General features: G+C 66.7%; 22 protein-coding genes. 11 read left to right on the top strand and 11 right to left on the bottom strand.

Annotated elements, in window-relative coordinates; genetic code table 11:
• Position 1: 1 nt before the first annotated feature.
• The 6 genes from ADBZ5N_RS02010 to tkt are packed head-to-tail and all read right to left on the bottom strand — an operon-like array spanning position 2 to position 6,868.
• Complete coding sequence (locus ADBZ5N_RS02010) at positions 2-337, bottom strand: ATPase (RefSeq protein WP_526255818.1); 336 nt, start codon at positions 335-337, stop codon at positions 2-4.
• A gap of 4 nt (positions 338-341) precedes the next feature.
• The gene (gene pgl, locus ADBZ5N_RS02005; RefSeq protein ID WP_526255817.1) at positions 342-1,100 is read right to left on the bottom strand and encodes a 6-phosphogluconolactonase; all 759 of its coding nucleotides are present in this window, start codon (positions 1,098-1,100) and stop codon (positions 342-344) included.
• Positions 1,101-1,102: 2 nt separating this feature from the next.
• On the bottom strand, positions 1,103-2,029 hold the full coding sequence (opcA, locus tag ADBZ5N_RS02000) for a glucose-6-phosphate dehydrogenase assembly protein OpcA (protein WP_526255816.1): 927 nt from the start codon (positions 2,027-2,029) through the stop codon (positions 1,103-1,105).
• 2 nt (positions 2,030-2,031) lie between these two features.
• A complete protein-coding gene (gene zwf, locus ADBZ5N_RS01995) occupies positions 2,032-3,612 on the bottom strand; it encodes a glucose-6-phosphate dehydrogenase (protein ID WP_526255815.1) in 1,581 nt (526 codons plus the stop codon).
• A gap of 10 nt (positions 3,613-3,622) precedes the next feature.
• Positions 3,623-4,738: a transaldolase gene (gene tal / locus ADBZ5N_RS01990; protein ID WP_526255814.1), complete on the bottom strand. Its 1,116-nt coding sequence runs from the start codon at positions 4,736-4,738 to the stop codon at positions 3,623-3,625.
• Between the two features lie 39 nt (positions 4,739-4,777).
• Positions 4,778-6,868, bottom strand: a complete 2,091-nt coding sequence (gene tkt, locus ADBZ5N_RS01985; protein ID WP_526255813.1) for a transketolase — start codon at positions 6,866-6,868, stop codon at positions 4,778-4,780.
• 176 nt (positions 6,869-7,044) lie between these two features.
• Between tkt and ADBZ5N_RS01980 the strand changes: the two genes are divergently transcribed.
• Positions 7,045-7,998, top strand: coding sequence for a heme o synthase (locus tag ADBZ5N_RS01980; protein WP_526255812.1), 954 nt, complete (start codon positions 7,045-7,047; stop codon positions 7,996-7,998).
• 85 nt (positions 7,999-8,083) lie between these two features.
• On the opposite strand, the gene ADBZ5N_RS01975 is transcribed toward ADBZ5N_RS01980, so the two are convergent.
• Positions 8,084-9,058, bottom strand: a complete 975-nt coding sequence (locus tag ADBZ5N_RS01975; protein ID WP_526255811.1) for a quinone oxidoreductase family protein — start codon at positions 9,056-9,058, stop codon at positions 8,084-8,086.
• Positions 9,059-9,076: 18 nt separating this feature from the next.
• Between ADBZ5N_RS01975 and ADBZ5N_RS01970 the strand changes: the two genes are divergently transcribed.
• Complete coding sequence (locus ADBZ5N_RS01970) at positions 9,077-10,027, top strand: ATP-grasp domain-containing protein (RefSeq protein ID WP_526255810.1); 951 nt, start codon at positions 9,077-9,079, stop codon at positions 10,025-10,027.
• Here the strand turns inward: ADBZ5N_RS01970 and ADBZ5N_RS01965 are convergent.
• Genes ADBZ5N_RS01965 through mptB form a run of 4 tightly spaced genes read right to left on the bottom strand, consistent with a single transcriptional unit; the run spans position 9,944 to position 14,406 of the window.
• Entirely contained in the window at positions 9,944-10,933 is a 990-nt protein-coding gene (locus ADBZ5N_RS01965; protein ID WP_526255809.1) for a COX15/CtaA family protein, read from the bottom strand. The genes ADBZ5N_RS01970 and ADBZ5N_RS01965 overlap by 84 nt on opposite strands.
• Positions 10,934-10,949: 16 nt before the next feature.
• A complete protein-coding gene (locus ADBZ5N_RS01960; protein WP_526255808.1) occupies positions 10,950-11,735 on the bottom strand; it encodes an ABC transporter permease in 786 nt (261 codons plus the stop codon).
• The gene (locus ADBZ5N_RS01955) at positions 11,732-12,664 is read right to left on the bottom strand and encodes an ABC transporter ATP-binding protein (protein ID WP_526255807.1); all 933 of its coding nucleotides are present in this window, start codon (positions 12,662-12,664) and stop codon (positions 11,732-11,734) included. Before ADBZ5N_RS01955 ends, ADBZ5N_RS01960 begins: the two co-directional genes overlap by 4 nt.
• Positions 12,661-14,406, bottom strand: a complete 1,746-nt coding sequence (gene mptB / locus ADBZ5N_RS01950; RefSeq protein WP_526255806.1) for a polyprenol phosphomannose-dependent alpha 1,6 mannosyltransferase MptB — start codon at positions 14,404-14,406, stop codon at positions 12,661-12,663. Before mptB ends, ADBZ5N_RS01955 begins: the two co-directional genes overlap by 4 nt.
• Before the next feature lie 124 nt (positions 14,407-14,530).
• On the opposite strand from mptB, the gene ADBZ5N_RS01945 reads away from it, so the two are divergent.
• From ADBZ5N_RS01945 to ADBZ5N_RS01905, 9 genes are all read left to right on the top strand, one after another.
• Positions 14,531-15,280, top strand: coding sequence for a helix-turn-helix transcriptional regulator (locus tag ADBZ5N_RS01945; protein WP_526255805.1), 750 nt, complete (start codon positions 14,531-14,533; stop codon positions 15,278-15,280).
• Positions 15,277-16,710 (top strand): Fe-S cluster assembly protein SufB, encoded by a 1,434-nt coding sequence (gene sufB / locus ADBZ5N_RS01940; protein ID WP_526255804.1) that lies wholly within the window; start codon positions 15,277-15,279, stop codon positions 16,708-16,710. The genes ADBZ5N_RS01945 and sufB overlap by 4 nt, the downstream gene beginning before the upstream one ends.
• A 28-nt stretch (positions 16,711-16,738) precedes the next feature.
• Positions 16,739-17,896 carry a Fe-S cluster assembly protein SufD gene (gene sufD / locus ADBZ5N_RS01935; protein ID WP_526255803.1) on the top strand — a complete coding sequence of 386 codons (1,158 nt, stop codon included), beginning with the start codon at positions 16,739-16,741 and terminating at the stop codon, positions 17,894-17,896.
• Positions 17,893-18,675, top strand: a complete 783-nt coding sequence (gene sufC, locus ADBZ5N_RS01930; protein ID WP_526255802.1) for a Fe-S cluster assembly ATPase SufC — start codon at positions 17,893-17,895, stop codon at positions 18,673-18,675. Before sufD ends, sufC begins: the two co-directional genes overlap by 4 nt.
• A 10-nt stretch (positions 18,676-18,685) precedes the next feature.
• A complete protein-coding gene (locus ADBZ5N_RS01925; protein WP_526255801.1) occupies positions 18,686-19,948 on the top strand; it encodes a SufS family cysteine desulfurase in 1,263 nt (420 codons plus the stop codon).
• Complete coding sequence (sufU, locus tag ADBZ5N_RS01920; RefSeq protein WP_526255800.1) at positions 19,945-20,442, top strand: Fe-S cluster assembly sulfur transfer protein SufU; 498 nt, start codon at positions 19,945-19,947, stop codon at positions 20,440-20,442. Before ADBZ5N_RS01925 ends, sufU begins: the two co-directional genes overlap by 4 nt.
• On the top strand, positions 20,439-20,780 hold the full coding sequence (locus ADBZ5N_RS01915; protein WP_526255799.1) for a metal-sulfur cluster assembly factor: 342 nt from the start codon (positions 20,439-20,441) through the stop codon (positions 20,778-20,780). The genes sufU and ADBZ5N_RS01915 overlap by 4 nt, the downstream gene beginning before the upstream one ends.
• 59 nt (positions 20,781-20,839) lie before the next feature.
• Complete coding sequence (gene trxA, locus ADBZ5N_RS01910; protein ID WP_526255798.1) at positions 20,840-21,208, top strand: thioredoxin; 369 nt, start codon at positions 20,840-20,842, stop codon at positions 21,206-21,208.
• 29 nt (positions 21,209-21,237) lie between these two features.
• The coding region (locus tag ADBZ5N_RS01905) for an enoyl-CoA hydratase (protein WP_526255797.1) at positions 21,238-21,851 on the top strand (614 nt) is incomplete at its 3' end.

Raw genomic sequence — 21,851 nt, 5'->3', positions numbered from 1 at the left:
ATCACTTTCGCCAGATCGCGTTGATCACCCCACGCACGGCCGATTCGGTGGCCACCACCGGCGACATCGCCGATTCGGCGACATCGACCAGACGTTGCACCCGGCCCATCATTCCCTCCAACTGTTCGAGGTTCTCATTGAGCCGGTGCAGTGTCTGGTTGAAATACTGCAGCGAGGCCTCCATGGTGCCCACTGCCTTATTGAGGCCGACGAGGTTCTGTTCGAGGTCGTCGAGGATGTGGTCCATCTGATCGACGGTCTCATCGGCGTTCAGCGCAGCCTGGGCCAGCGTCCTGATTCGCTCGGCAGGACTGCGCGGCCGTGTCTTCTCGTCCATGGCGTCAGTGTGACAGTTTGCTCGCTGCTGCGGAGTCAAGAAGCCAAAGAGTCCTTTCGGCCCCGCGCGCGCCTGCCGCCGGCCAGTCGTCGGGATCGGCGCCGGCCACGGCGGCGGCCACCGCATCGGCTTTGGCCTCGCCGGAGACCAGCAGCCACACCTGCCGGGACCGGCGCACCGCGGGCAGGGTCAGGGTGATCCGCTGCGGTGGAGGCTTGGGGGAGTTGGTCACCGCCACCACCATCCGGTCAGTCTCTCGGACGGCATCGGTGTGCGGGAACAGGGAATTGATGTGTCCCTCGCCCCCCATCCCGAGCAGGTGGACATCGAAAACCGGGGTGGGTTCTCCGTTTTCGGCGTTCGCGGCCAGCACTGCCGCGTAGGCTCGCGCGGCGGCCTCGATGTCGTCGCCGAATTCGCCGTCAGCCGGCGGCATCGGATGGATGTTGCCGGCCGGGATGGCGATGTTGTTCAGCAGTGCCTCGCGTGCCTGCTTCTCATTGCGGTCGTCGTCATCGTGGGGCACGTAGCGGTCATCGCCCCAGAACAGGTGAACTCGCGCCCAATCGACCGGATGGCCGCCGAGGGCTGTGAGCAACCCGATCCCGGTGCCGCCTCCGGTGAGCACGACCATGGCCCGGCCACGGTCGGCGATAGCCTCCGTGATCGCCTCGGCCAGCCGGTCACCGGTGGCCGCCACCAGCGCGTCGGTGTCCGGATAGGTTGCGACGGTGACGTCCGGCCCGTCGCCGGTATCAGCCACGGTCAGGCCGATCCGGAACCCGGGTACTGCACCTTCTCCAGACCCGCGAGCGCCTCGTGGTAGACCTCATCGGCATCGAGTCGACGCATGTCCTCGGCGAGGCATTCGCGGGTTTCCCGGCGCGCCAACGGAAGTTGGGCGTCGGGACGGCCAGTGCGGCTCAGGGTGGCGGTGGCTCCGTCCTGGGGCCGGCTCAGTGTGATGATCTGGGTGGGTTGGGTCAGTTCGACCTTGAGTTCTCCCACCTCGCGGCGTACCGGACCATCGACACAGCTGGCCAGCCAGCCGGCCAGAATGTCCAGCGCCGGCTCGTCGGCCAGCCCGGATACCACCGCGCCGGTGACCGGCTCATACGGCGGCTGGTCCAACGCGGAGGCCAGCAGCGCCCGCCAGTAGGTGATCCGGCTCCACGCCAGATCGGTGTCGCCCTGGGTGTATCCCTTGATCCGGCTGCGTAGTGCGGCCAGCGGGTTCTCAGAGCGGGTGGCGTCGGTGATCCGGCGAATAGCCAACCGGCCCAGTGGATCCCGCGCCGGAACGTCCGGCGCCGTCCCGGGCCACCAGGCCACCACCGGGGTATCGGGCAGCAGGAAGGGCAGCACCACACTGCTGGCGTGGTTGGCCAGCGGCCCGGAGGTTTTCAGGACCACCACCTCGCCGGCGCCGGCGTCACCGCCCACCCGCAGTTGACCGTCCAGGCGCGCCTCGCCGGCAAGCCGGTCGATGGGAACCACAACGATGATCCGGCAGGGATGCTCGCGACTGGCTCCGACAGCCGCCTCGATGGCGTACTCGAGGATCGTGTCGGTTTCCAGCGAGATGACCAGGGTCAGTACCCGTCCCAGGGTGATCGCGCCACCCTCCTCGCGCAGCGAGGTGATGCGCTTATTGATCTCGTTTGTCGTGGTTTCGGGAAGGTCGACAATCATGGCTAGGGCCGCCTCCATTCCCGACCGGAGCGCTGCAACATCTCGAACGCCGAGTCCGGCCCCCATGAACCCGAGTCGTACGGGTCTGGGCCTTCCGATGCCTTGTCGGATTGCGCCCAGTACTCCAGCACCGGATCGAGGATCTGCCAGGACAGTTCCACCTCGGCGTTGACCGGGAACAGCGACGGCTCACCGAGCAGCACGTCGAGGATCAGCCGCTCATAAGCCTCGGGGGAGTCCTCGGCGAAGGCTGAACCATAGGAGAAGTCCATGTTCACGTCGCGCACTTCCATGGTGCTGCCGGGCACCTTGGAACCGAACCGGATGGTGATGCCCTCATCGGGCTGCACCCTGATCACCAGGGCGTTCTGGCCGAGTTCCTCGGTCATGGTGGTGTCGAACGGCAGATGGGGCGCCCGCTTGAACATCAACGCGATCTCAGTGACCCTGCGCCCCAGACGCTTTCCGGTCCGCAGATAGAACGGAACGCCGGCCCAACGCCGGGTGTCGACGTCGAGGGTGATGGCCGCGAAGGTCTCGGTGGTCGAGGTCTTGGAGAACCCTTCCTCCTCGAGCAGGCCGACCACCTTCTCGCCGCCCTGCCAGCCGCCGACGTACTGCCCGCGCGAGCTGGTCAGGTCCAGCGGCCGCGCCAGCCGGGTGGCCGAGAGCACCTTGAGCTTCTCGGCCTTGACCTCCTCGGGGCCGAAGTTCACCGGCTCCTCCATGGCGGTCAACGCCAGAAGCTGGAGCAAGTGATTCTGGATGACGTCTCGGGCCGCGCCGATTCCGTCGTAGTAGCCGGCGCGACCACCCAGGCCGATGTCCTCGGCCATGGTGATCTGCACACTGTCGATGTAGTGGCTGTTCCAGGTGGGCTCGAAGAGTTCGTTGGCGAAGCGCAGCGCCATGATGTTCTGCACCGTCTCCTTGCCGAGATAGTGGTCGATGCGGAACACCGACTCCTCGGGAAAGACGCTGTTGACGACCTTGTTGAGTTCCTGGGCACTGTGCAGGTCGTGGCCGAAGGGCTTTTCGATCACCACCCGGCTCCAGCGGCCGTCCTGGGGATCGGCAAGGCCGGACCTCTTGAGTTGCTCGCAGACGACCGGGAAGGCATTGGGTGGGATCGACAGATAGAACGCGTGATTGCCGCCGGTGCCGCGTTCGACATCGAGCTTGTCCAGCGCTTCGGCCAGCCGGTTGAACGACGCGTCGTCGTCGAAACTGCCTTGAACGAAACGGATTCCATCGGCCAGCCGGTCCCAGACCTCCTGGCGGAACGGGGTGCGTGCGTGTTTTTTGACCGCCTCGTAGACGATCTTGCCGAAATCCTGGTCCACCCAGTCCCGGCGGGCGAAACCCACCAGGGCGAATGACGGCGGTAGCAGGCCCCGGTTGGCCAGGTCGTAGATGGCCGGGATGAGCTTCTTGCGTGACAAGTCGCCGGTGACCCCGAAGATCACCACACTGCAGGGCCCGGCGATGCGGGGCATCCGTTTGTCGCGTTTGTCGCGCAGCGGATTGCGCCAACCCGGCGGACCGGTAGTCGGTGCCACCCCGTTCTGGGTATCGAGGCTCATTTGACCTCGCTCACTTCTGGGCGTCCAGCTGGGCCTGGGTCGCCTCGAGCAGCTCCTCCCAGGACTTCTCAAACTTCAGCACACCGTCCTCCTCGAGGTGGCGGAAGACGTCGGCGAGGTCGACGCCGGCGGCTTGGAGCTTGTCGAAGACCGCCTGGGATTCGGCTGCGGTCCCCTCGATGGTGTTGCCGCGGACGTCGGCGTGGTCGGCGACGGCCTCCAGCGTCTTCTCCGGCATGGTGTTCACCGTGTCCGGGGCGACGAGTTCGTCGACGTACATGGTGTCGGAGTACTCCGGGTTCTTCACCCCCGTCGAGGCCCACAGCGGCCGCTGCACCCAGGCCCCCGCTTCGGCCAGCGTCGTCCAGCGCCCACCCGATCCGAAAACCTCTTCATAGGCGGCGTAGGCCAGTCGGGCGTTGGCGACGCCGGCCAGGCCGCGCAGTTCCAGAGCCTCCCTGGTGCCGATTTTCTCCAGTCGCGCATCGATCTCGGTGTCCACCCGGGACACGAAGAACGAGGCCACCGAGTGGATGTTGTTCAAATCGTGGCCGGCCGGCCGTGCGGCCTCCAGTCCGGCCAGGTAGGCGTCCATCACAGCGCGGTGGCGTTCCACGGAGAAAATCAGCGTCACGTTGACCGAGATGCCCTCGGCGATCACGGCGGTGATGGCAGGCAGCCCGGCCAGGGTGGCCGGAATCTTGATCAGCAGGTTGGGCCGGTCGACGATCTTCCACAGCTCGATGGCCTGCAGGATGGTCTTGTCGGTGTCGTGCGCCAGCCGGGGATCGACCTCGATGGAGACTCGGCCGTCGACGCCGTTGGAGTCATTCCATTGCGGCCGAAGGATATCGCAGGCCTCGCGTACATCGTCGGTGGTGGCCGTCCGGATAACGGCATCAACGTCAGCGCCGCGTTCGGCCAGTTCGGCGACCTGCGCGTCGTAGGCGGTGCCCTTGGACAGCGCGGCCTGGAAGATCGACGGGTTGGTGGTGACGCCGACGATGCTGCGGGTGTCGATCAGTTCCTGCAGATTTCCCGACCGCAGCCGGTCGCGGGACAGGTCGTCGAGCCAGACGGAGACGCCCGCCTCCGACAGCGCCGCAAGGTTTGGGTTCTGGGCCATGAGATCTCCTGGTGGTGTGGAGGGTTCAGTGGGTGGGTTTCAGTTGTCGAATGCTCGCTCCGCGGCGGCGACCACCGCTTCGGGAGTGAACCCGAATTCGCGGAACAAGGTCTTGTCGTCGGCCGACTCGCCATAGCGCTCGATGGAGATGATCTCGCCGGTATCACCGACGTACTTGTACCAACTCTGCGCGACGCCGGCCTCGACTGCGACCCGGGCTGACACGTCCGGCGGCAGCACATGGTCGCGGTACTCCTGCGACTGGGCCTCGAACCACTCGACGCAGGGCATCGAGACGACGCAGGCCTTGATGTCCTTGCCGGCCAACATCTTTGCCGCCTCGACGGCCAGTTGAACCTCGGATCCGGTGGCGATGATGATCACATCGGCGTCGGCCGATCCGCATTCGCCGAGTACATAACCGCCGCGAGCGACCCCCTCGCTGCTGGTGCCTTCCAGCACCGGCACCCCCTGGCGGGTCAGGATCAGACCGGTCGGGCCGTTACCGCCGGTGCGCTCCAGGATCGCCCGCCAAGCGTAGGCGGTTTCATTGGGGTCGGCCGGGCGCACGACCGATAGCCGGGGGATGGTGCGTAGCGCCGCCAGGTGCTCGATCGGCTGGTGGGTCGGACCGTCCTCGCCGAGTCCGATCGAGTCGTGCGTCCATACGTAGATCGCGGGGATGTTCATCAGGGCAGCCAACCGGACCGCCCCGCGCATATAGTCGGCGAACTGCAGGAACGTACCGCCGTAGGCGCGGGTCGGGCCGTGCAGCACGATCCCGGACAGGATCGCGCCCATGGCGTGCTCGCGGATGCCGAAGTGCAGGGTGCGGCCGTACCAGTCGGCGGTCCAGTCCTCGGTCGAGATCGACGGCGGACCAAAGGATTCCGCGCCCTTCATCGTGGTGTTGTTACTACCGGCCAGGTCAGCCGAACCACCCCACAGTTCGGGTAGCACCGGTCCGATCGCCGAAAGCACCTCACCGGAGGCGGCCCGGGTGGCCACCGCTTTGGAGCCGGGCTCCCAGTGCGGAAGAGCGGCGTCCCATCCGTCGGGCAGCTTTCCGGCCAGCAGCCGATCCAGCAGCGCCTTGCGGTCGGGCTCGCGCAGCGCCCAGGCGTCGAAGCCGGTTTGCCACTCCTGATGTGCGGCCCGGCCGCGGTCCACCAACCGGCGGGTGTGGGTGATCACCTCGTCGGAGACCTCGAAGGTCTTGTCCGGGTCGAAGCCGAGCACCTTCTTGGTGGCGGCCACCTCTTCGGCGCCGAGCGCGGAGCCGTGCACACCGCCGGTGTTCATCTTCGTCGGCGCCGGGTAGCCGATGATGGTTCGCAGCGCGATGAACGACGGTTTGTCGGTGACGGCCTTGGCCCGGGCGATGGCATCCTCGATGCCGGCGACGTTCTCGCCGCCCTCCACCCTCTGTACGTGCCAGCCGTAGGCCTCGTAGCGGGCCGCGGTGTCCTCGGTGAAGGCGATCTTGGTGTCGTGCTCGATGGAGATCTCGTTGTCGTCCCAGATCACGATGAGATTGCCGAGTTGCTGGGTGCCGGCCAGCGAGCACGCCTCGCTGGTCACCCCCTCCTGCATGTCGCCATCGGAGGCGATCACATAGATGTAGTGATCAAACGGGCTGGTGCCGGCGGGCGCATCGGGATCAAACAGGCCGCGCTCGTAGCGGGAGGCCATGGCCATCCCGACCGCCGAGGCCAGGCCCTGGCCGAGCGGTCCGGTGGTGATCTCCACACCCTTGGTGTGCCCGAACTCCGGGTGGCCGGGGGTCTTCGAACCCCAGGTGCGCAGCGCCTCGATATCGGCCAGTTCAAGGCCGAATCCGCCCAGGTAGAGCTGCAGGTACAGGGTCAGGCTGGAGTGCCCGCAGGACAGCACGAAGCGGTCCCGGCCCAGCCATGCGGTGTCGCTGGGATCGTGCCGCATCACCCGCTGGAACAGCGTGTAGGCCGCCGGTGCCAGGCTCATCGCCGTACCCGGATGCCCGTTGCCCACCTTCTGCACCGCGTCGGCGGCCAGCACCCGCACGGTGTCGACGGCACGGGTGTCCAGATCGGTCCAGCCCTCGGGGTGATGCGGCTGGGTCAGCTCGGAGATTTGCTCAAGGGTGGTCACGAAAGGCGCTCCTGGGACGTCTGCTCGGCGGGCTAACCGCTGCTGCTGCACACCCTAGTGCCGGGAATCCACCCTGAAGTACCAAATCGGCAGCGTGGCGGTCTACCATCCTCTGTAGTAGACGCGTGGGGCGGCCCCGCCTGGAACGCCGAGCCGTCCGTGAAGGAGTTGACCGCGTGAGAATGCGCGAAACCCGCCTCCTCGGCGAGGCCGCCGATCCGCAGGTCCGGCGCGCTCCGAGTCGGATCCGCACCACCGTGCTGGGCTACCTGTCCCTGACCAAGCCCCGCGTCGTCGAGTTGCTGTTGGTCACCACGATCCCGGCGATGCTGTTGGCTTCCCGTGGCCTTGTCGATCCGGTGCTGATCTTCAACACCCTCTTCGGGGGAATGTTGGCCGCTGGTGGCGCCAACACGCTGAACTGCGTCGCCGACGCCGATATCGACAAGGTCATGAAACGCACCGCCGGACGGCCGCTGGCCCGGGCGACGGTGCCCCGCAGCCACGCCTTCGTGTTCGGCATCGCCCTGTCGGTGGCCTCGTTCTTCTGGCTGTGGTGGACCACCAACCTGCTGTCGGCGCATCTGGCCGCGGCGACGATCGCCTTCTACGTGCTGGTCTACACCCTGTTGCTCAAGCGGCGGACGTCGCAGAACGTGGTGTGGGGCGGCGCGGCCGGCTGCATGCCGGTGATGATCGGCTGGTCGGCGGTGACCGGCACCATCGGCTGGCAGGCCCTGGTGATGTTCGCGATCATCTTCTTCTGGACGCCGCCGCACACCTGGGCGCTGGCGATGAAATACAAGGCCGACTACGCGGCGGCCGGCGTTCCGATGCTGCCCGTGGTGGCCACCGAACGTCAGGTCACCCGTCAGATCATCATCTACACCTGGCTGACCGTGGCCGCGACCCTGGCATTGATCCCGGCCGCCGGTTGGCTGTACGCCGCGGTGGCCGTGCTGGCCGGGGCCTGGTTCCTGAGCCTGGCACACCGGTTGCACGCCGGGGTGCTGCGCGGTGAGGCGGTCAAGCCGTTGCGGCTCTTCCTGCACTCCAACAACTACCTGGCCGCGGTGTTCTGCGCCTTGGCGGTGGATTCGGTGATCCCGCTGCCGCTGCTGTTCGGCTAGCGGCCCCTCCGTTTGCGCCGAGATTGACGACACGCAGGCGCCTTCGTGTAACTTTCCCGCCTCAGCCCAATCTCGGTGGAGCAGTTCAGGGCAGCAGGACGATCGAGCCGGTGGTCCGGCGCCCCTGCAGGTCCTCATGCGCCCGCTGCGCCTCAGCCAGTGGGTAATGCCCGCCGACCGTGATGGTGATCGACCCGTCGGCGATGGCGTCCATCAGTTCACCGGCCCGCCAGGCGAATTCGTCGGGGGTCCTGATGAAGTGGGCGAGGTTGGGGCGGGTCAGGAAGACCGAACCGGCGGCGTTGAGCCGTTGCGGGTCCACCGGTGGTACCGCCCCACTGCTCGCGCCGAACAACGCCAGGGTGCCCCGCACCGCCAGACTGGCCAGGCTGGCCTCGAAGGTCGACTTGCCGACGCCGTCGTACACGGCGGCAACCCCGCGGCCGTCGGTCAGCGACCGCACCCGGTCGGCGAACTCGGCGGCGTCGTCGGGGTAGTCGAGTACCTCCACGGCCCCCGCCTGGCGGGACGACTCGGCCTTTTCCGGTGTGGAGGCGGTGGTGATGACCCGAGCGCCGAGGCTGGTGGCCCACTGGGTCAGGATCAGTCCCACCCCGCCCGCGCCGGCGTGTACCAGCAGCCAGTCCCGGGGCTGTACCTGGTACACCGACTTGATCAGATAGTGAGCCGTCATACCTTTCAGCAGCGCTGAGGCGATGGCATCGGACTGCACGGCGTCAGGCACGTATGCCACGAAATCTGCTGGCGCGATGGAATATTCGGCGTAGGCACCGGCGGCGTTGGCGGTCACCACCCGATCGCCGACGTTGATCGCGACCACGTCCTCACCGATCTCGGCGACGGTACCGCACACTTCCTGGCCGACGACAAAGGGCAGTTCCCTCGGGTACTGCCCGGAGCGGAAGTACGTGTCGATGTAGTTGACCCCGATGGCGTCGGCCTGAATCAGAACCTCACGCGGACCGGGAGCGGGCATCGCCCGCTCGACGTAGCGCAGAACCTCCGGTCCGCCGGTCTCGACGACTTCGACCACATACATGTCACTATCATCCCCGCTGTGAAGCTGGCCCGGCCCAATATCTTCCATCCGCGCATCGTGTTGGCATCGTGCCGGCAACTCACCGGCGGCGACGGCGACGACGACGGACTGGTGGGCGCACTGCGTCAGCGCGGTTTGCACGCGCGCTGGATGCCCTGGGACGACCCGCAGACCGAGAGCGCCGACCTGGTGATTCTGCGTGCTGCGTGGGACTACGCCGACCGGCGCGAGGAGTTCCTGGCCTGGACCTCGCGGGTGCGCAATCTGCTCAACGCCCCGGCCGCGGTCGCCTGGAACAGCGATAAGCACTACCTGGCCGACCTCGCCGCCGCGGGCATCCCGACGGTGCCGTCGGCGTTCATCGAACCGGGCGAGCCGATTTCGATGCCGACCGGTGAAACCGTGGTGAAGCCGGCCGTCGGCGCCGGATCCATTGACACGCTGCGGTTCGCCGACCCGGCGGCGGCAACCGCGCACGCCGCGACGATGCTGGCGGCCGGCCGCAGTGTCCTGGTGCAGCCCTACGACTGCCGCATCGAGAGCGGCGAGACGGCGCTGGTGTTCCTCGGCGGGGAGGAGTCGCACGCGTTCACCAAAGCGCCGATCCTGCCGCCCGACGGTCGCGGGCCGCGCCTGGACCAATCCGGCACCTTCGCCCAGGAGAACCTTCGCCTCGTCGATGCCGACTTCGAACTGTGGGATCTCGGACATGCCGTCCTCGACGCGGCCGCGTCACGGCTCGGCATTCTGCGCAACGAATTCCTTTATGCTCGTGTTGATCTCATCGGAGGCACCGATGAATCGGGCGGGGATCCGGTGCTGCTGGAACTTGAATTGATCGAGCCGTCACTGGGTTGGCGTCAACTCGACGAAGCCAGCCGTGAGCTACGGCAGCGCAGGTTCGCGCTGCAGGTCGAGGCGGCGTGTGAGCGCCTTGGGTTGGGTCCGCTCTCGCATCGAGGCCCATAGCGCCGCGGTGGCGGCGGTGCAGGCCGCCGCGCCCGCCACGTGCAGCGCGACCAGAACGGCGGGGATCCCCGTGTGGTACTGCACCAGCCCGATCAGACCCTGGGCCACAACCACACCGATGAGCATCGTCAGCCCTCGCTTGACCCGCGCTGGTGAGCCAACCGCCAGCAGGCCGGCGCCCAGGCCGATCAGCAGGCTGAGATAGCTCACCAGCAGGGTGGCGTGGACGTGAGCCAGGGTGACGATCTCGATCTGCAGGCGCGGGACGGGGCGATCCGGACTTTTGTCACCCGCGTGCGGGCCGGCGCCGGTGACCAGGGTGCCGCTCACCAGGGTTGCCGAAAGAGCAAGCGCGCTCAGGAAGGTCAACTGCCGCAGCGGTCTGGGCACCTGCTCGGTGGGGATGCCGTCGTCGGGTTCACCGATCTTGACGTAGAGCAGCGTGGCCACCCAGACCATCGCCATCGAGACCAACAGGTGGATCGCCACCGTCCACCACAGCAGGCCGGTCAGCACCGTGATGCCGCCGATCACCGCCTGTAGCACCGTGGATGCCGGCATCAGCCAGGCGTAGCGGCGCACCTCGCGTCGGCGCCGGGCGCGGGTGACCGCCAGGACGACCGCGATCGCGGTGAGTACCACCACGAAGGTCAACAGGCGGTTGCCGAATTCGACGGCCTGATGGATGCCCGGGACCTCGGCGTGCGGGACCGGGGTGAAGCTCCCCGGGAAGCACTGCGGCCAGGTCGGACAGCCCAGGCCGGAGGCGGTGACCCGAACGATGGAGCCGGTGACCGAGATCAGTGCCTGACTGAGCAGGCCGATGGCCGCGATGATGCGCTGGGTGCGCAGGCTTGGCATCGGAAGCAGGTCCACCAGCCTCAGGAAAATCCGGCGTACGCCCACCCCATGATCCTAGCGATCAGGTGAACCGGAACCAGCGCAAGGCCGCGGCCGCGCACACCGCACCCCATACCGCCAGCACCGCAAGACCGAACCAGTCCACCGACACCGACCCGGACGGACTGACGGCCTGGGACAGCGCTTCGGTCAGTGCCCCCGAAGGGGTGAGTCTGGCGACCCACGACAGTGCCTTGGGAACCGTTCCGGACTCCAGCGTGAGTGCACCCAGGCCGGCGAAGACAAACCACAGCAGATTGGCCACCGCCAGCACGATCTCGGCGCGCAGGGTCCCGCCGAGCAGCAGACCCATCGCCACGAAGGTTGCTGTGCCCAGCGCGATGATGGCGGCACCCAACAGCAGGCCCGCCGGCGGAGGGCGCCACCCCAGAGCCAGTCCGATCCCGCCGAGCAGGATCGCCTGCAGGAACACCACGCTCACCACGGCCAGCACTTTGCCTGCGATGACACCCCACACCGGCAGGGCGGTGGCGCCGAGGCGCTTCAAGGCGCCGTAGCGGCGGTCGAAGGCCACCGCGATGGCTTGGCCGGTGAAGGCGGTGGAGATCACCGCCAACGCCATGATCGCCGGGATGAACACAGCGACCCGGGGTTCTCCGAAGGAACCCAGTGGAAGAAGCGTCAACCCAATGAGCAAGGTGACCGGGATGAACATGGTCAGTAGCAGCTGTTCGCCGTTGCGCAGCAACAGTTTCAGGTCCAACGCGTACTGTGCGGCCAGCATCCGGCCTATGCTATTGGGCCGCGGGTCGGGGGTGAAGGTCCCGGCGGGGAACAGATCGGTCATGACCGCAAGTCCCTGCCGGTCAACTCCAGGAACACGTCCTCGAGGCTGCGCTGCTCGACGCGCATGTCGGTGGTCAGGATGTTCATTCGGGCGCACCAGGCCGTCACCGTCGCCAGTACCTGTGGGTCGATGGTTCCTTCCACCAGGTATTCGCCGGGGGAGTGCTCACGGGCCCGGTAGCCCTCGGGCAGCGCCGACAACAGCAGTGAGAGGTCGAGTTTGCGTGGGGCGGAGAACCGGAGTTGATCCTCGGCGCCGCTGCGCATCAACTCCGCGGGTGTCCCGGAGGCCACCGTCGAACCGTGGTCGATGATCACGATCCGGTCGGCGAGTTCCTCGGCTTCCTTGAGTTGGTGGGTGGTCAGCACCACCGTCGCCCCGTCGCGGCGCAGCGCGTCGATGAGTTCCCAGACCACCACCCGTGCGTGGGCGTCCATCCCGGAGGTGGGTTCATCCAGGAACACCAACTCCGGTCGGCCGACGATCGCGCAGGCCAGCGAGAGTCGCTGCTGCTGTCCGCCGGACAGCCGCCGGTAGGTGGTGCGTGCGGCGTCGGTCAAGCCCAGGGTGTCCAACAGCCAGGCCGGATCCAGGGGATTGGCGGAGTAGGAGGCCACCAGATTGAGCATCTCCCCGGCGCGGGCGGCGGGGTAGCCGCCGCCGCCCTGCAGCATCACCCCGATCCGCTCGCGGACCTGCGCATTGTCGGCGACCGGGTCCAGGCCGAGCACTTCGATGCGGCCGGCATCGGGCCGGACGAAACCCTCGCACATCTCGACGGTCGTGGTCTTACCGGCGCCGTTGGGCCCGAGCAGGGCAAGCACTTCGGCGCGCGCGACGTCGAGATCCAGGGCGGAGACCGCCACGGTGGATCCGTAGCGTTTCGACACCCCACGCAACCGCACGGGATTGGGGGAGCCAGGACTCACGGGGAATCAGCGTAGGCGTCGGGTGCCGGGGTGGCCGCCGGTGGTGGGTCCGGCGCCCGGACCGGGCCTTCATCGGGGGTGCGGTCGGGGACCTTCGCGAGGTCCTGTCCGCTGTAGACCTCGTCGGTGCCGGGCACGTAACGCCAGGGCAACCGGTTGCGGGTGAGCCAGATGAGGACGAGCACAATCAACGCGCTGGCCAGTGTGGCGTCAAGAATCTGGAACAGCGCGAAGCGGTCGCCGTTGGCGGTGGGTCCGAAGATCCCCACGATGAGGGTGACGATGATGGCGGCGATCCGGAATCCGGGCCGGGTGACCCAGGCCGCCAGCGGGATGATGGCCCACAGCAGGTACCACGGCTGCACGACCGGGAAGAGCAGCACGGTGGCGCCCAGCGCGACGCCCAGACCGCCGACCGGATGCAACCGCCCGCGCAGCACTGCCAGCAGCAGCCAGCTGACCATGATGGCGATGATCATCACGCCGATGGCGCGGGTCAGTGCGAGCACGGCCGTGGTGTGGTCGCCGAGCCCGAGCAGGATGCCGACCTGGCCGGTGGCCAGGGCCAGCAGGGTGGGCGGCGACATCCAGCTGCGGACGACGTTGGCGGTGCCCAGGGTGAACAGCCATCCGAAGCCCAGACCGCTGGCCCAGCCGATAAAGACCATCACCGCCAGTGACAGCGACGCGGTGAGCACCCCAGCGGACAGGAACGCCGTCACGGTGCTGCCCCAGCGGTGCGCCAGCGCCATCGCGACGAAGCCCAGGGCGAGCAGGCCCGGAAGCTTGACCTGGGAGGCCAATGTGATCAGTACGGTTCCGGCCACCAACAGGCCCAGCGGTGCCCACTGCGCCCACTGCGTGCGCGACCGTGGCCACAGCACCGGCTTCGGCAGCAGCGGGGAAACGTTGTCGATTCCACGCAGCGCCAATTCAGTGCCTGTCAGCATCAGCCCGAGCATCAGCGCTTCGTTGTGGATACCGGCCACCAGATGCATCAGTAGCAGCGGGTTGGCCGCACCCAGCCACAACGCGGCGACCTCTGCGACACCGCAGCGACGCGCCAATCGTGGTGTGGCCCAAACAATGAGGCCGACCCCGACCAGCACGACCAGTCGGTGGCACAACACGGCGCCGACGATGTTCTCCCCGGTCAGCGTGGAGATGCCGCGGCCGATCCACAGGAACAACGGTCCGTAGGGGGCCGGGGTCTCGCGCCACAGGCTCGGCACCGAGAGGGTGAAGACGTGGTCAAGACCCAGCCCCGGCGCGGGACCCACCTGGTAGGGGTTGAGTCCGATCCGGGCTATCTGGCTCTGGGCCAGATAGGAATAGACGTCCTTGCTGTACATCGGCGGTGCGATCAGCAGCGGGACCATCCACACCAGAAGTGTCCGGTCCAGCTGGCTGCGCGACATTCGCCGCGGCCCCAGAACGAAGCGGCCCAGCATCAGCCAGGCCAGTGCCATCATCACCGCGCCGGTGGTCGTCATGGTCAGCGAGACCGTCTGGATGCGCGACGGCAAATTGAGCAGTCGCACCCCGAAGGTGGGGTCCTGCACCACGGGTCGGGCGCCGGCGCCCAGCGCGCCGATCCCCATCAGGACGGTTCCGGTAGCACCGAACAGCCGGGTCCGGTTCATCGCCCGCAGCTCAGCGGCGTTGAGCGGTGAGCCCTCGGTCCGCTCTTCCCCATGCCAGCTGGCGATGGAGGAGTACAGGGAGTGCCGGCGGGCAGCCACAGCTGAACTCTATCCGCCCTGCTGCCGTGTTCTGAGCCGCCGCGACCCCGGGCGCCAACGGCGCGCCGAATAGGTAAGCCTGCCCTTGCTAGACCCGGCTGGGGAATTCCGTAACACTGTTGTTGTGAAAATCTTGCCCGACGAGTCGCCCGTATCCGGGGGTTCGGCGCAGGACGGCCAGACGCGGCGGGAGATCGTGCGACTGCTGTTGGAGTCCGGGTCGATCACCGCTGCCGACGTCGGGCGCAAACTCGGCATCTCCGCCGCCGGCGTCCGCCGCCATCTCGACGTCCTGGTCGACGGCGGCGACGCCGAATCCCAGCCGGCGGCAGCCTGGCAGCATGTCGGACGGGGTCGGCCCGCCAAGCGTTACCGGCTCACCGCGGCCGGGCGGGCGAAACTCGAACACGCCTACGACGATCTGGCGTCGGCGGCCATGCGGCACCTTCGGGAGATCGGTGGCGACCAGGCGGTCCAGACGTTCGCCCGCCGCCGTATCGACAGCATCCTGGCCGGGGTGACACCCGTGGACTCCGACGACGACAAGTCCCTCGAGGATGCCGCCGATCGGCTGGCCGAGGCGCTGACCCAAGCCGGCTACGCCACCACCGCGACGCGGGTGGGGGGGCCGATCAAGGGCATCGAGATCTGCCAGCATCACTGCCCGGTTTCCCACGTGGCAGAGGAGTTCCCGGAATTGTGTGAGGCCGAGAAGCAGGCCATCGCCGAGGTTCTCGGGACTCACGTGCAGCGACTGGCTTCCATCGTCAACGGCGACTGCGCCTGTACAACTCATGTGCCACTGACAACTCATGTGCCACTGGCCCAAAGCATCATCCTCAACCACGACAACCGACAAGGAGCGTCGTCATGACGACTTCACCTGACCTGCAGCCACTCACCCAAGAGGAGACCATCGCCTCGCTGGGCCGGTACGGCTACGGCTGGTCCGACAGCGATGTGGCCGGCGCCAGCGCCAAGCGAGGTCTCTCCGAAGCTGTCGTCCGTGACATCTCGGCGAAGAAGAGCGAGCCGGAGTGGATGCTTGACATCCGCCTCAAGGCGCTGCGCACCTTCGAGAAGAAGCCGATGCCCAACTGGGGTTCGGACCTCGACGGCATCGACTTCGACAACATCAAGTACTTCGTGCGCTCCACCGAAAAGCAGGCCACCACCTGGGAAGAACTCCCGGAGGAGATCAAGAACACCTACGACCGCCTCGGCATCCCGGAGGCCGAGAAGCAGCGCCTGGTCAGTGGTGTGGCAGCACAGTACGAGTCCGAGGTGGTCTACCACCAGATCCGGGAAGATCTGGAGGCTCAGGGGGTCATCTTCCTGGACACCGACACCGGTCTGAAGGAGCATCCGGAGCTTTTCAAGCAGTACTTCGGCACCGTCATTCCGGCTGGGGACAACAAGTTCTCGGCGCTGAACACCGCGGTCTGGTCGGGCGGCTCGTTCATCTACGTGCCACCGGGCGTGCATGTCGATATCCCGTTGCAGGCCTACTTCCGGATCAACACCGAGAACATGGGCCAGTTCGAGCGGACCCTGATCATCGCCGACGAGGGCTCCTACATCCACTACGTGGAAGGCTGCACCGCTCCGATCTACAAGAGCGACTCGTTGCACTCGGCGGTCGTGGAGATCATCGTCAAGCCCGGTGCCCGGGTGCGGTACACGACCATCCAGAACTGGTCGAACAACGTCTACAACCTCGTCACCAAGCGCGCCCGTGCAGAAGCCGGGGCCACCATGGAGTGGGTGGACGGCAACATCGGGTCCAAGGTCACCATGAAGTATCCCGCGGTGTGGATGACCGGTGAGCACGCCAAGGGCGAGGTCCTGTCGATTGCCTTCGCCGGGGAGGGGCAGCACCAGGACACCGGCGCCAAAATGTTGCACCTGGCCCCGAACACCTCGAGCAACATCGTCTCAAAGTCGGTGGCGCGCGGTGGCGGCCGCGCCTCCTACCGCGGACTGGTCCAGGTGAACAAAGGCGCCCACGGATCACGCTCCAGCGTGAAATGTGATGCTCTGCTGGTCGATACGATCAGCCGCAGCGACACCTATCCCTACGTCGACATCCGCGAGGACGACGTCACGATGGGCCATGAAGCGACGGTGTCCAAGGTCAGCGAAGATCAGCTGTTCTACCTCATGAGTCGCGGACTGACCGAGGACGAGGCGATGGCCATGGTGGTGCGCGGGTTCGTCGAGCCGATTGCCAAGGAACTGCCTATGGAGTACGCGCTGGAACTCAATCGGCTGATCGAACTGCAGATGGAAGGCGCGGTCGGCTGATGGGGCGAGCGACGCGACGGGAGATCCGATGACAGTGCTGGCCGTCAATAAGGGCGAGCAGTTCTGCTCGTTCGACGTCAACGCCTTCGAGGTACCCGGCGGCCGCGACGAGTTGTGGCGGTTTACCCCGCTGCGGCGGCTGCGCGGGCTACACGACGGTGGCGCGCCGGCCACTGGGCGGGCGTTGATCGCCGTCTCCGAGCAGGCCGGAGTGACGGTTGAAACCGTCCAGCGTGGCGATGAACGGCTTGGCAATGGTGGGGTGCCGGCCGACCGGGTTGCGGCCCAAGCATTCTCATCGTTCGATGCCGCCACCATCGTCTCCGTCGGCGGCGGCGCGCACACCCAGATGCCGGTCGAGATCACGATCACCGGGCCCGGGGTGGACAAAGTGGCCTACGGCCATCTGCAGATTCGCGCCGAGGAACTCGCCGACGCGGTTGTGGTCATCGACCTGCGCGGTAGCGGAACTTACGCCGACAACGTGGAATTCGTCCTGGCCGACGCCGCTCGGTTGACCGTGGTTTGGATCGCCGACTGGGCCGACGACATGGTGCACGTCAACGCCCAGCACGCCCGCCTCGGCAAGGACGCAGTATTGCGTCACGTCGCGGTCACCCTCGGCGGCGAGGTCGTTCGGATGACCGCCACCGTGCGCTACGAGGCCCCCGGCGGCGATGCTGAACTGCTCGGGCTGTACTTCGCCGACACCGGTCAGCACCTGGAGTCCCGACTCCTCGTCGACCACAGCCAACCCAACTGCCGTTCGAATGTGCTCTACAAGGGTGCGCTGCAAGGGGATCCGGCATCCAAGAAGCCCGACGCACACACCGTTTGGGTGGGCGACGTGCTGATCCGCGCCGAGGCCACCGGTACCGACACCTTCGAGGTGAACCGCAACCTGGTGCTCACCGACGGCGCCCGGGCGGACTCGGTTCCCAACCTGGAGATCGAAACCGGCGAAATCGTCGGCGCCGGGCATGCCAGCGCCACCGGCCGATTCGACGATGAGCAGATGTTCTACCTGCAAGCCCGCGGTATCCCCGAGGAGCAGGCCCGCCGCCTGGTGGTACGCGGATTCTTCGGCGAAATCATCTCAAAGATCGCCGTTCCGGCGATCAGGGACCGGCTGACCGACGCCATCGAACACGAACTGGCCATCACCGAAACGAGAACGGATTCATGAGCAGCATCGGTACATCAGCACTGGAGATCAAAGACCTGCACGTCAGCGTCGACACCCCGGAGGGCGGCGAGAAAGAGATCCTCAAGGGCGTCGACCTCACTGTGAGGTCGGGGGAGACCCATGCCGTCATGGGCCCCAACGGGTCCGGCAAGTCGACTCTGTCCTATGCCATTGCCGGGCACCCGAAATACACCATCACCTCAGGGTCGATCACCCTGGACGGGCAGGACGTCCTGGAGATGACCGTTGATGAACGTGCCCGCGCCGGCCTGTTCCTGGCCATGCAGTACCCGGTCGAGGTTCCCGGTGTCTCGATGTCGAATTTCCTGCGCACCGCAGTGACCGCGGTGCGGGGAGAGGCGCCGAAGTTGCGCCATTGGGTCAAAGAAGTCAAATCCGCGATGGGCGATCTGAACATCGACCCGCAGTTCGCCGAGCGCAGCGTCAACGAAGGCTTCTCCGGTGGAGAGAAGAAGCGCCACGAGATCCTGCAGTTGGGACTGCTCAAACCCAAGATCGCCATCCTCGATGAGACCGACTCCGGCCTCGACGTCGACGCACTGCGCGTCGTCAGCGACGGCGTCAACCGGTTCGCCGAGGCCGAGCACGCCGGTGTGCTGCTCATCACCCACTACACCCGGATCCTGCGTTATATCCACCCGCAGTTCGTGCACGTCTTCGTCGATGGGCGGATCGTGGAGTCCGGCGGCCCAGAACTCGCCGACGAGCTCGAGGAGAATGGCTACGTACGGTTTACCCGCGCTGCGGCATCGTCCTAGGCGATCGTCAATGACGGCGACAGTCGACTTCGGCCTCGATGTCGACCGGGTCAGGGCCGACTTCCCGATCCTGGCTCGGGTCATGCGCGGCGGCCAGCGGCTGGCATACCTGGACTCGGGCGCGACATCGCAGAAGCCGCTGGCTGTGCTCGACGCCGAACGTCACTTCCTGAGCACGTCCAACGGGGCGGTGCACCGGGGGGCCCACCAGCTGATGGAGGAGGCCACCGACGCCTTCGAAGACGGCCGGGCTGACATCGCCGCCTTCGTCGGAGCGGCCCCAGCTCAGTTGGTGTTCACCAAGAACGCGACCGAAGCGCTCAATCTGGTGTCCTACGTGTTGGGCGACAGCCGATTCGACCGAGCGGTCGGTCCGGGGGACGTGATCGTCACCACCGAACTCGAACACCACGCCAATCTGATCCCGTGGCAAGAACTGGCCCGACGGACCGGCGCCACCCTGCGCTGGTACGGCATCACCGACGACGGTCACCTGGACCTCGACTCGCTGGACCTCGACGAGCGGGTCAAAGTGGTTGCCTTCAGCCATCATTCGAACGTGACCGGGACGGCCGGGCCGGTAGCCGAACTGGTGAGGCGCGCCAAGGCGGTGGGGGCGCTGACGGTGTTGGACGCCTGCCAGTCGGTTCCGCATCAGCCCGTTGACTTCCCGGCACTCGACGTCGACTTCGCCGCGTTCTCCGGTCACAAGATGCTCGGCCCGACCGGCATCGGAGCGTTGTACGGTCGATCCGATCTGCTGGCCGTGTTGCCCCCGTTCCTCACCGGCGGGTCCATGATCGAGACGGTGACCATGGAGTCGGCCACCTATGCCCCGCCGCCGCAGCGTTTCGAGGCCGGCACCCAGATGATCTCGCAAGTGGTTGGGTTGGCTGCGGCATCAAGGTATCTCGCCCAGATCGGGATGGCCGCGGTCCAAACCCATGAGCATCGACTGGTGGCCGCCACGCTGGCGGGTCTGGCCGATATTTCGCAGGTCCGCATCATCGGACCGGCCGATCCCACGGTTCGGCGCTCCCCGGTCGCGTTCGTCGTCGACGGGGTGCATGCCCACGACGTCGGCCAGGTCCTCGACGACGATGGGGTGGCGGTGCGGGTGGGCCACCACTGCGCCGCACCCCTGCACCGTCGGATGGGGGTAACGGCCACCGTGCGTGCATCTTTCGCCGTGTACAACACCCTCGACGAGGTGGACCGACTCATCTCCGGCGTGCGCCGGGCGATCGACTTTTTCGGGGACGGTCCCCGGTGAGACTGGAACAGATTTACCAGGACGTCATCCTGGACCATTACAAGCACCCCCATCACCGCGGCCTGCGGGAACCGTTCTCCGCCGAGGTGCACCACGTCAACCCGACCTGTGGGGACGAGGTGACCCTTCGGGTGTCGTTGTCAGACGACCGCGAGCAGGTCACCGACGTGTCCTACGACGGTCAGGGGTGCTCAATCAGCCAGGCCGCCACCTCGGTGCTTGCCGATCAGGTGATTGGCCAGTCGGTCGGCGACGCACTGAAGACTGTCGAGGCGTTCAACGAGATGATCACCTCGCGAGGCGGCATCGAGGGCGACGAGGACGTGCTCGGCGATGGCATCGCCTTCGCCGGGGTGTCGAAATACCCTGCCCGGGTGAAATGTGCGCTGCTGGGGTGGCTGGCGTTCAAGGCCGCGGTAGCAGACGCGACAGCACCAGGTGACGCCCTGGCGCGGGTTTCCCTGAAATGCACAACCAGCGAGGAGAATCGATGACAGAGACCGCCTCTCAAGAGCTCTTGGCCGACCTCGAAGAGGCCATGCGCGACGTGGTGGATCCTGAGTTGGGCATCAACGTCGTCGACCTGGGCCTGGTCTACGGACTCAACGTCGAGCAGGTGGACTCCGGCGCCGTCGCCGTCATCGACATGACGCTGACCTCGGCGGCCTGCCCCCTCACCGACGTCATCGAGGATCAGACACTCAGCGCCCTGGTCGGATCCGGCCTGGTCAACGAGGTCAAGATCAACTGGGTGTGGAACCCGCCGTGGGGGCCGGACAAAATCACCGACGACGGCCGCGAGCAATTGCGCGCGCTGGGGTTCACTGTTTAGGCGACCTGCACGCCCGGACTACTGGGAACAGAACGGCCGTCTGGAACGTTTGCGCTGTCATGGCTACCCGTGACCTCACCGCACAAGACTTCAACGACACCATCACCGGCAACGACCTCGTGCTGGTCGATTTCTGGGCGTCCTGGTGCGGTCCGTGCCGCGCCTTCGCCCCGACCTTCACCAAGGCCTCCGAGGCCAACCCGGACATCGTGTTCGCCAAAGTCGACACCGAGGCCGAGGAGCAGCTGGCCGCCGCCGCCGAAATCCGCGCCATCCCGACCCTGATGGCCTTCAAGAAAGGCCACCTGGTGTTCAACCAGGCCGGTGCGCTTCCGCCGGCCGCTCTGGACGACCTCATCGCGCAAGTGCGCGCGTTCGATGTCGACAACGCCATCGGCGAGCAGTCCAGCGACCGCTCCGATCTCTAAGCGGTCCCGGCACGCGATAGCGTGCAACGGTGAGCCCGACCGACTTCGGCCCCTTTGTCCACCTGGATCGCCCGCAACCCCATGTCGCCCTGGTGACGCTCAACCGCCCGGAGCGGATGAATTCCATGGCCTTCGACGTCATGGTTCCGCTCAAGGCGGCTCTTGACGAGCTGACCGCCGACAACGACATCCGTGTGGTGATTCTCACCGGCGCCGGCCGGGGCTTCTCATCGGGGGCCGACCACAAGTCGGCCGGATCGGTGCCCCATGTCCAAGGCCTGACCCGGCCGACCTATGCGTTGCGGTCGATGGAACTGCTCGACGAAGTCATCCTGGCAATGCGCCGACTGCACCAGCCGATCATCGCCGCGGTCAACGGCGCTGCGATCGGTGGTGGGCTGTGTCTGGCACTGGCCGCCGACATCCGGGTCGCTTCGGCCGGTGCCTACTTCCGCGCGGCCGGCATCAACAACGGCCTGACGGCTTCCGAACTCGGCCTTTCCTACTTGTTGCCGCGAGCTATCGGCAGCTCCCGGGCGTTCGAGATCATGCTGACCGGCCGCGACGTCGACGCTGCTGAAGCCGAACGGATCGGCCTGGTGTCCCGCCAGGTTCCGGCCGCCGACTTGCTGCCGACCTGCTA

The sequence above is a fragment of the Mycobacterium sp. genome (genome assembly GCF_044370595.1).
GTDB lineage: Bacteria > Actinomycetota > Actinomycetes > Mycobacteriales > Mycobacteriaceae > Mycobacterium.
This window is presented reverse-complemented; position numbering and strand designations above follow the sequence as displayed.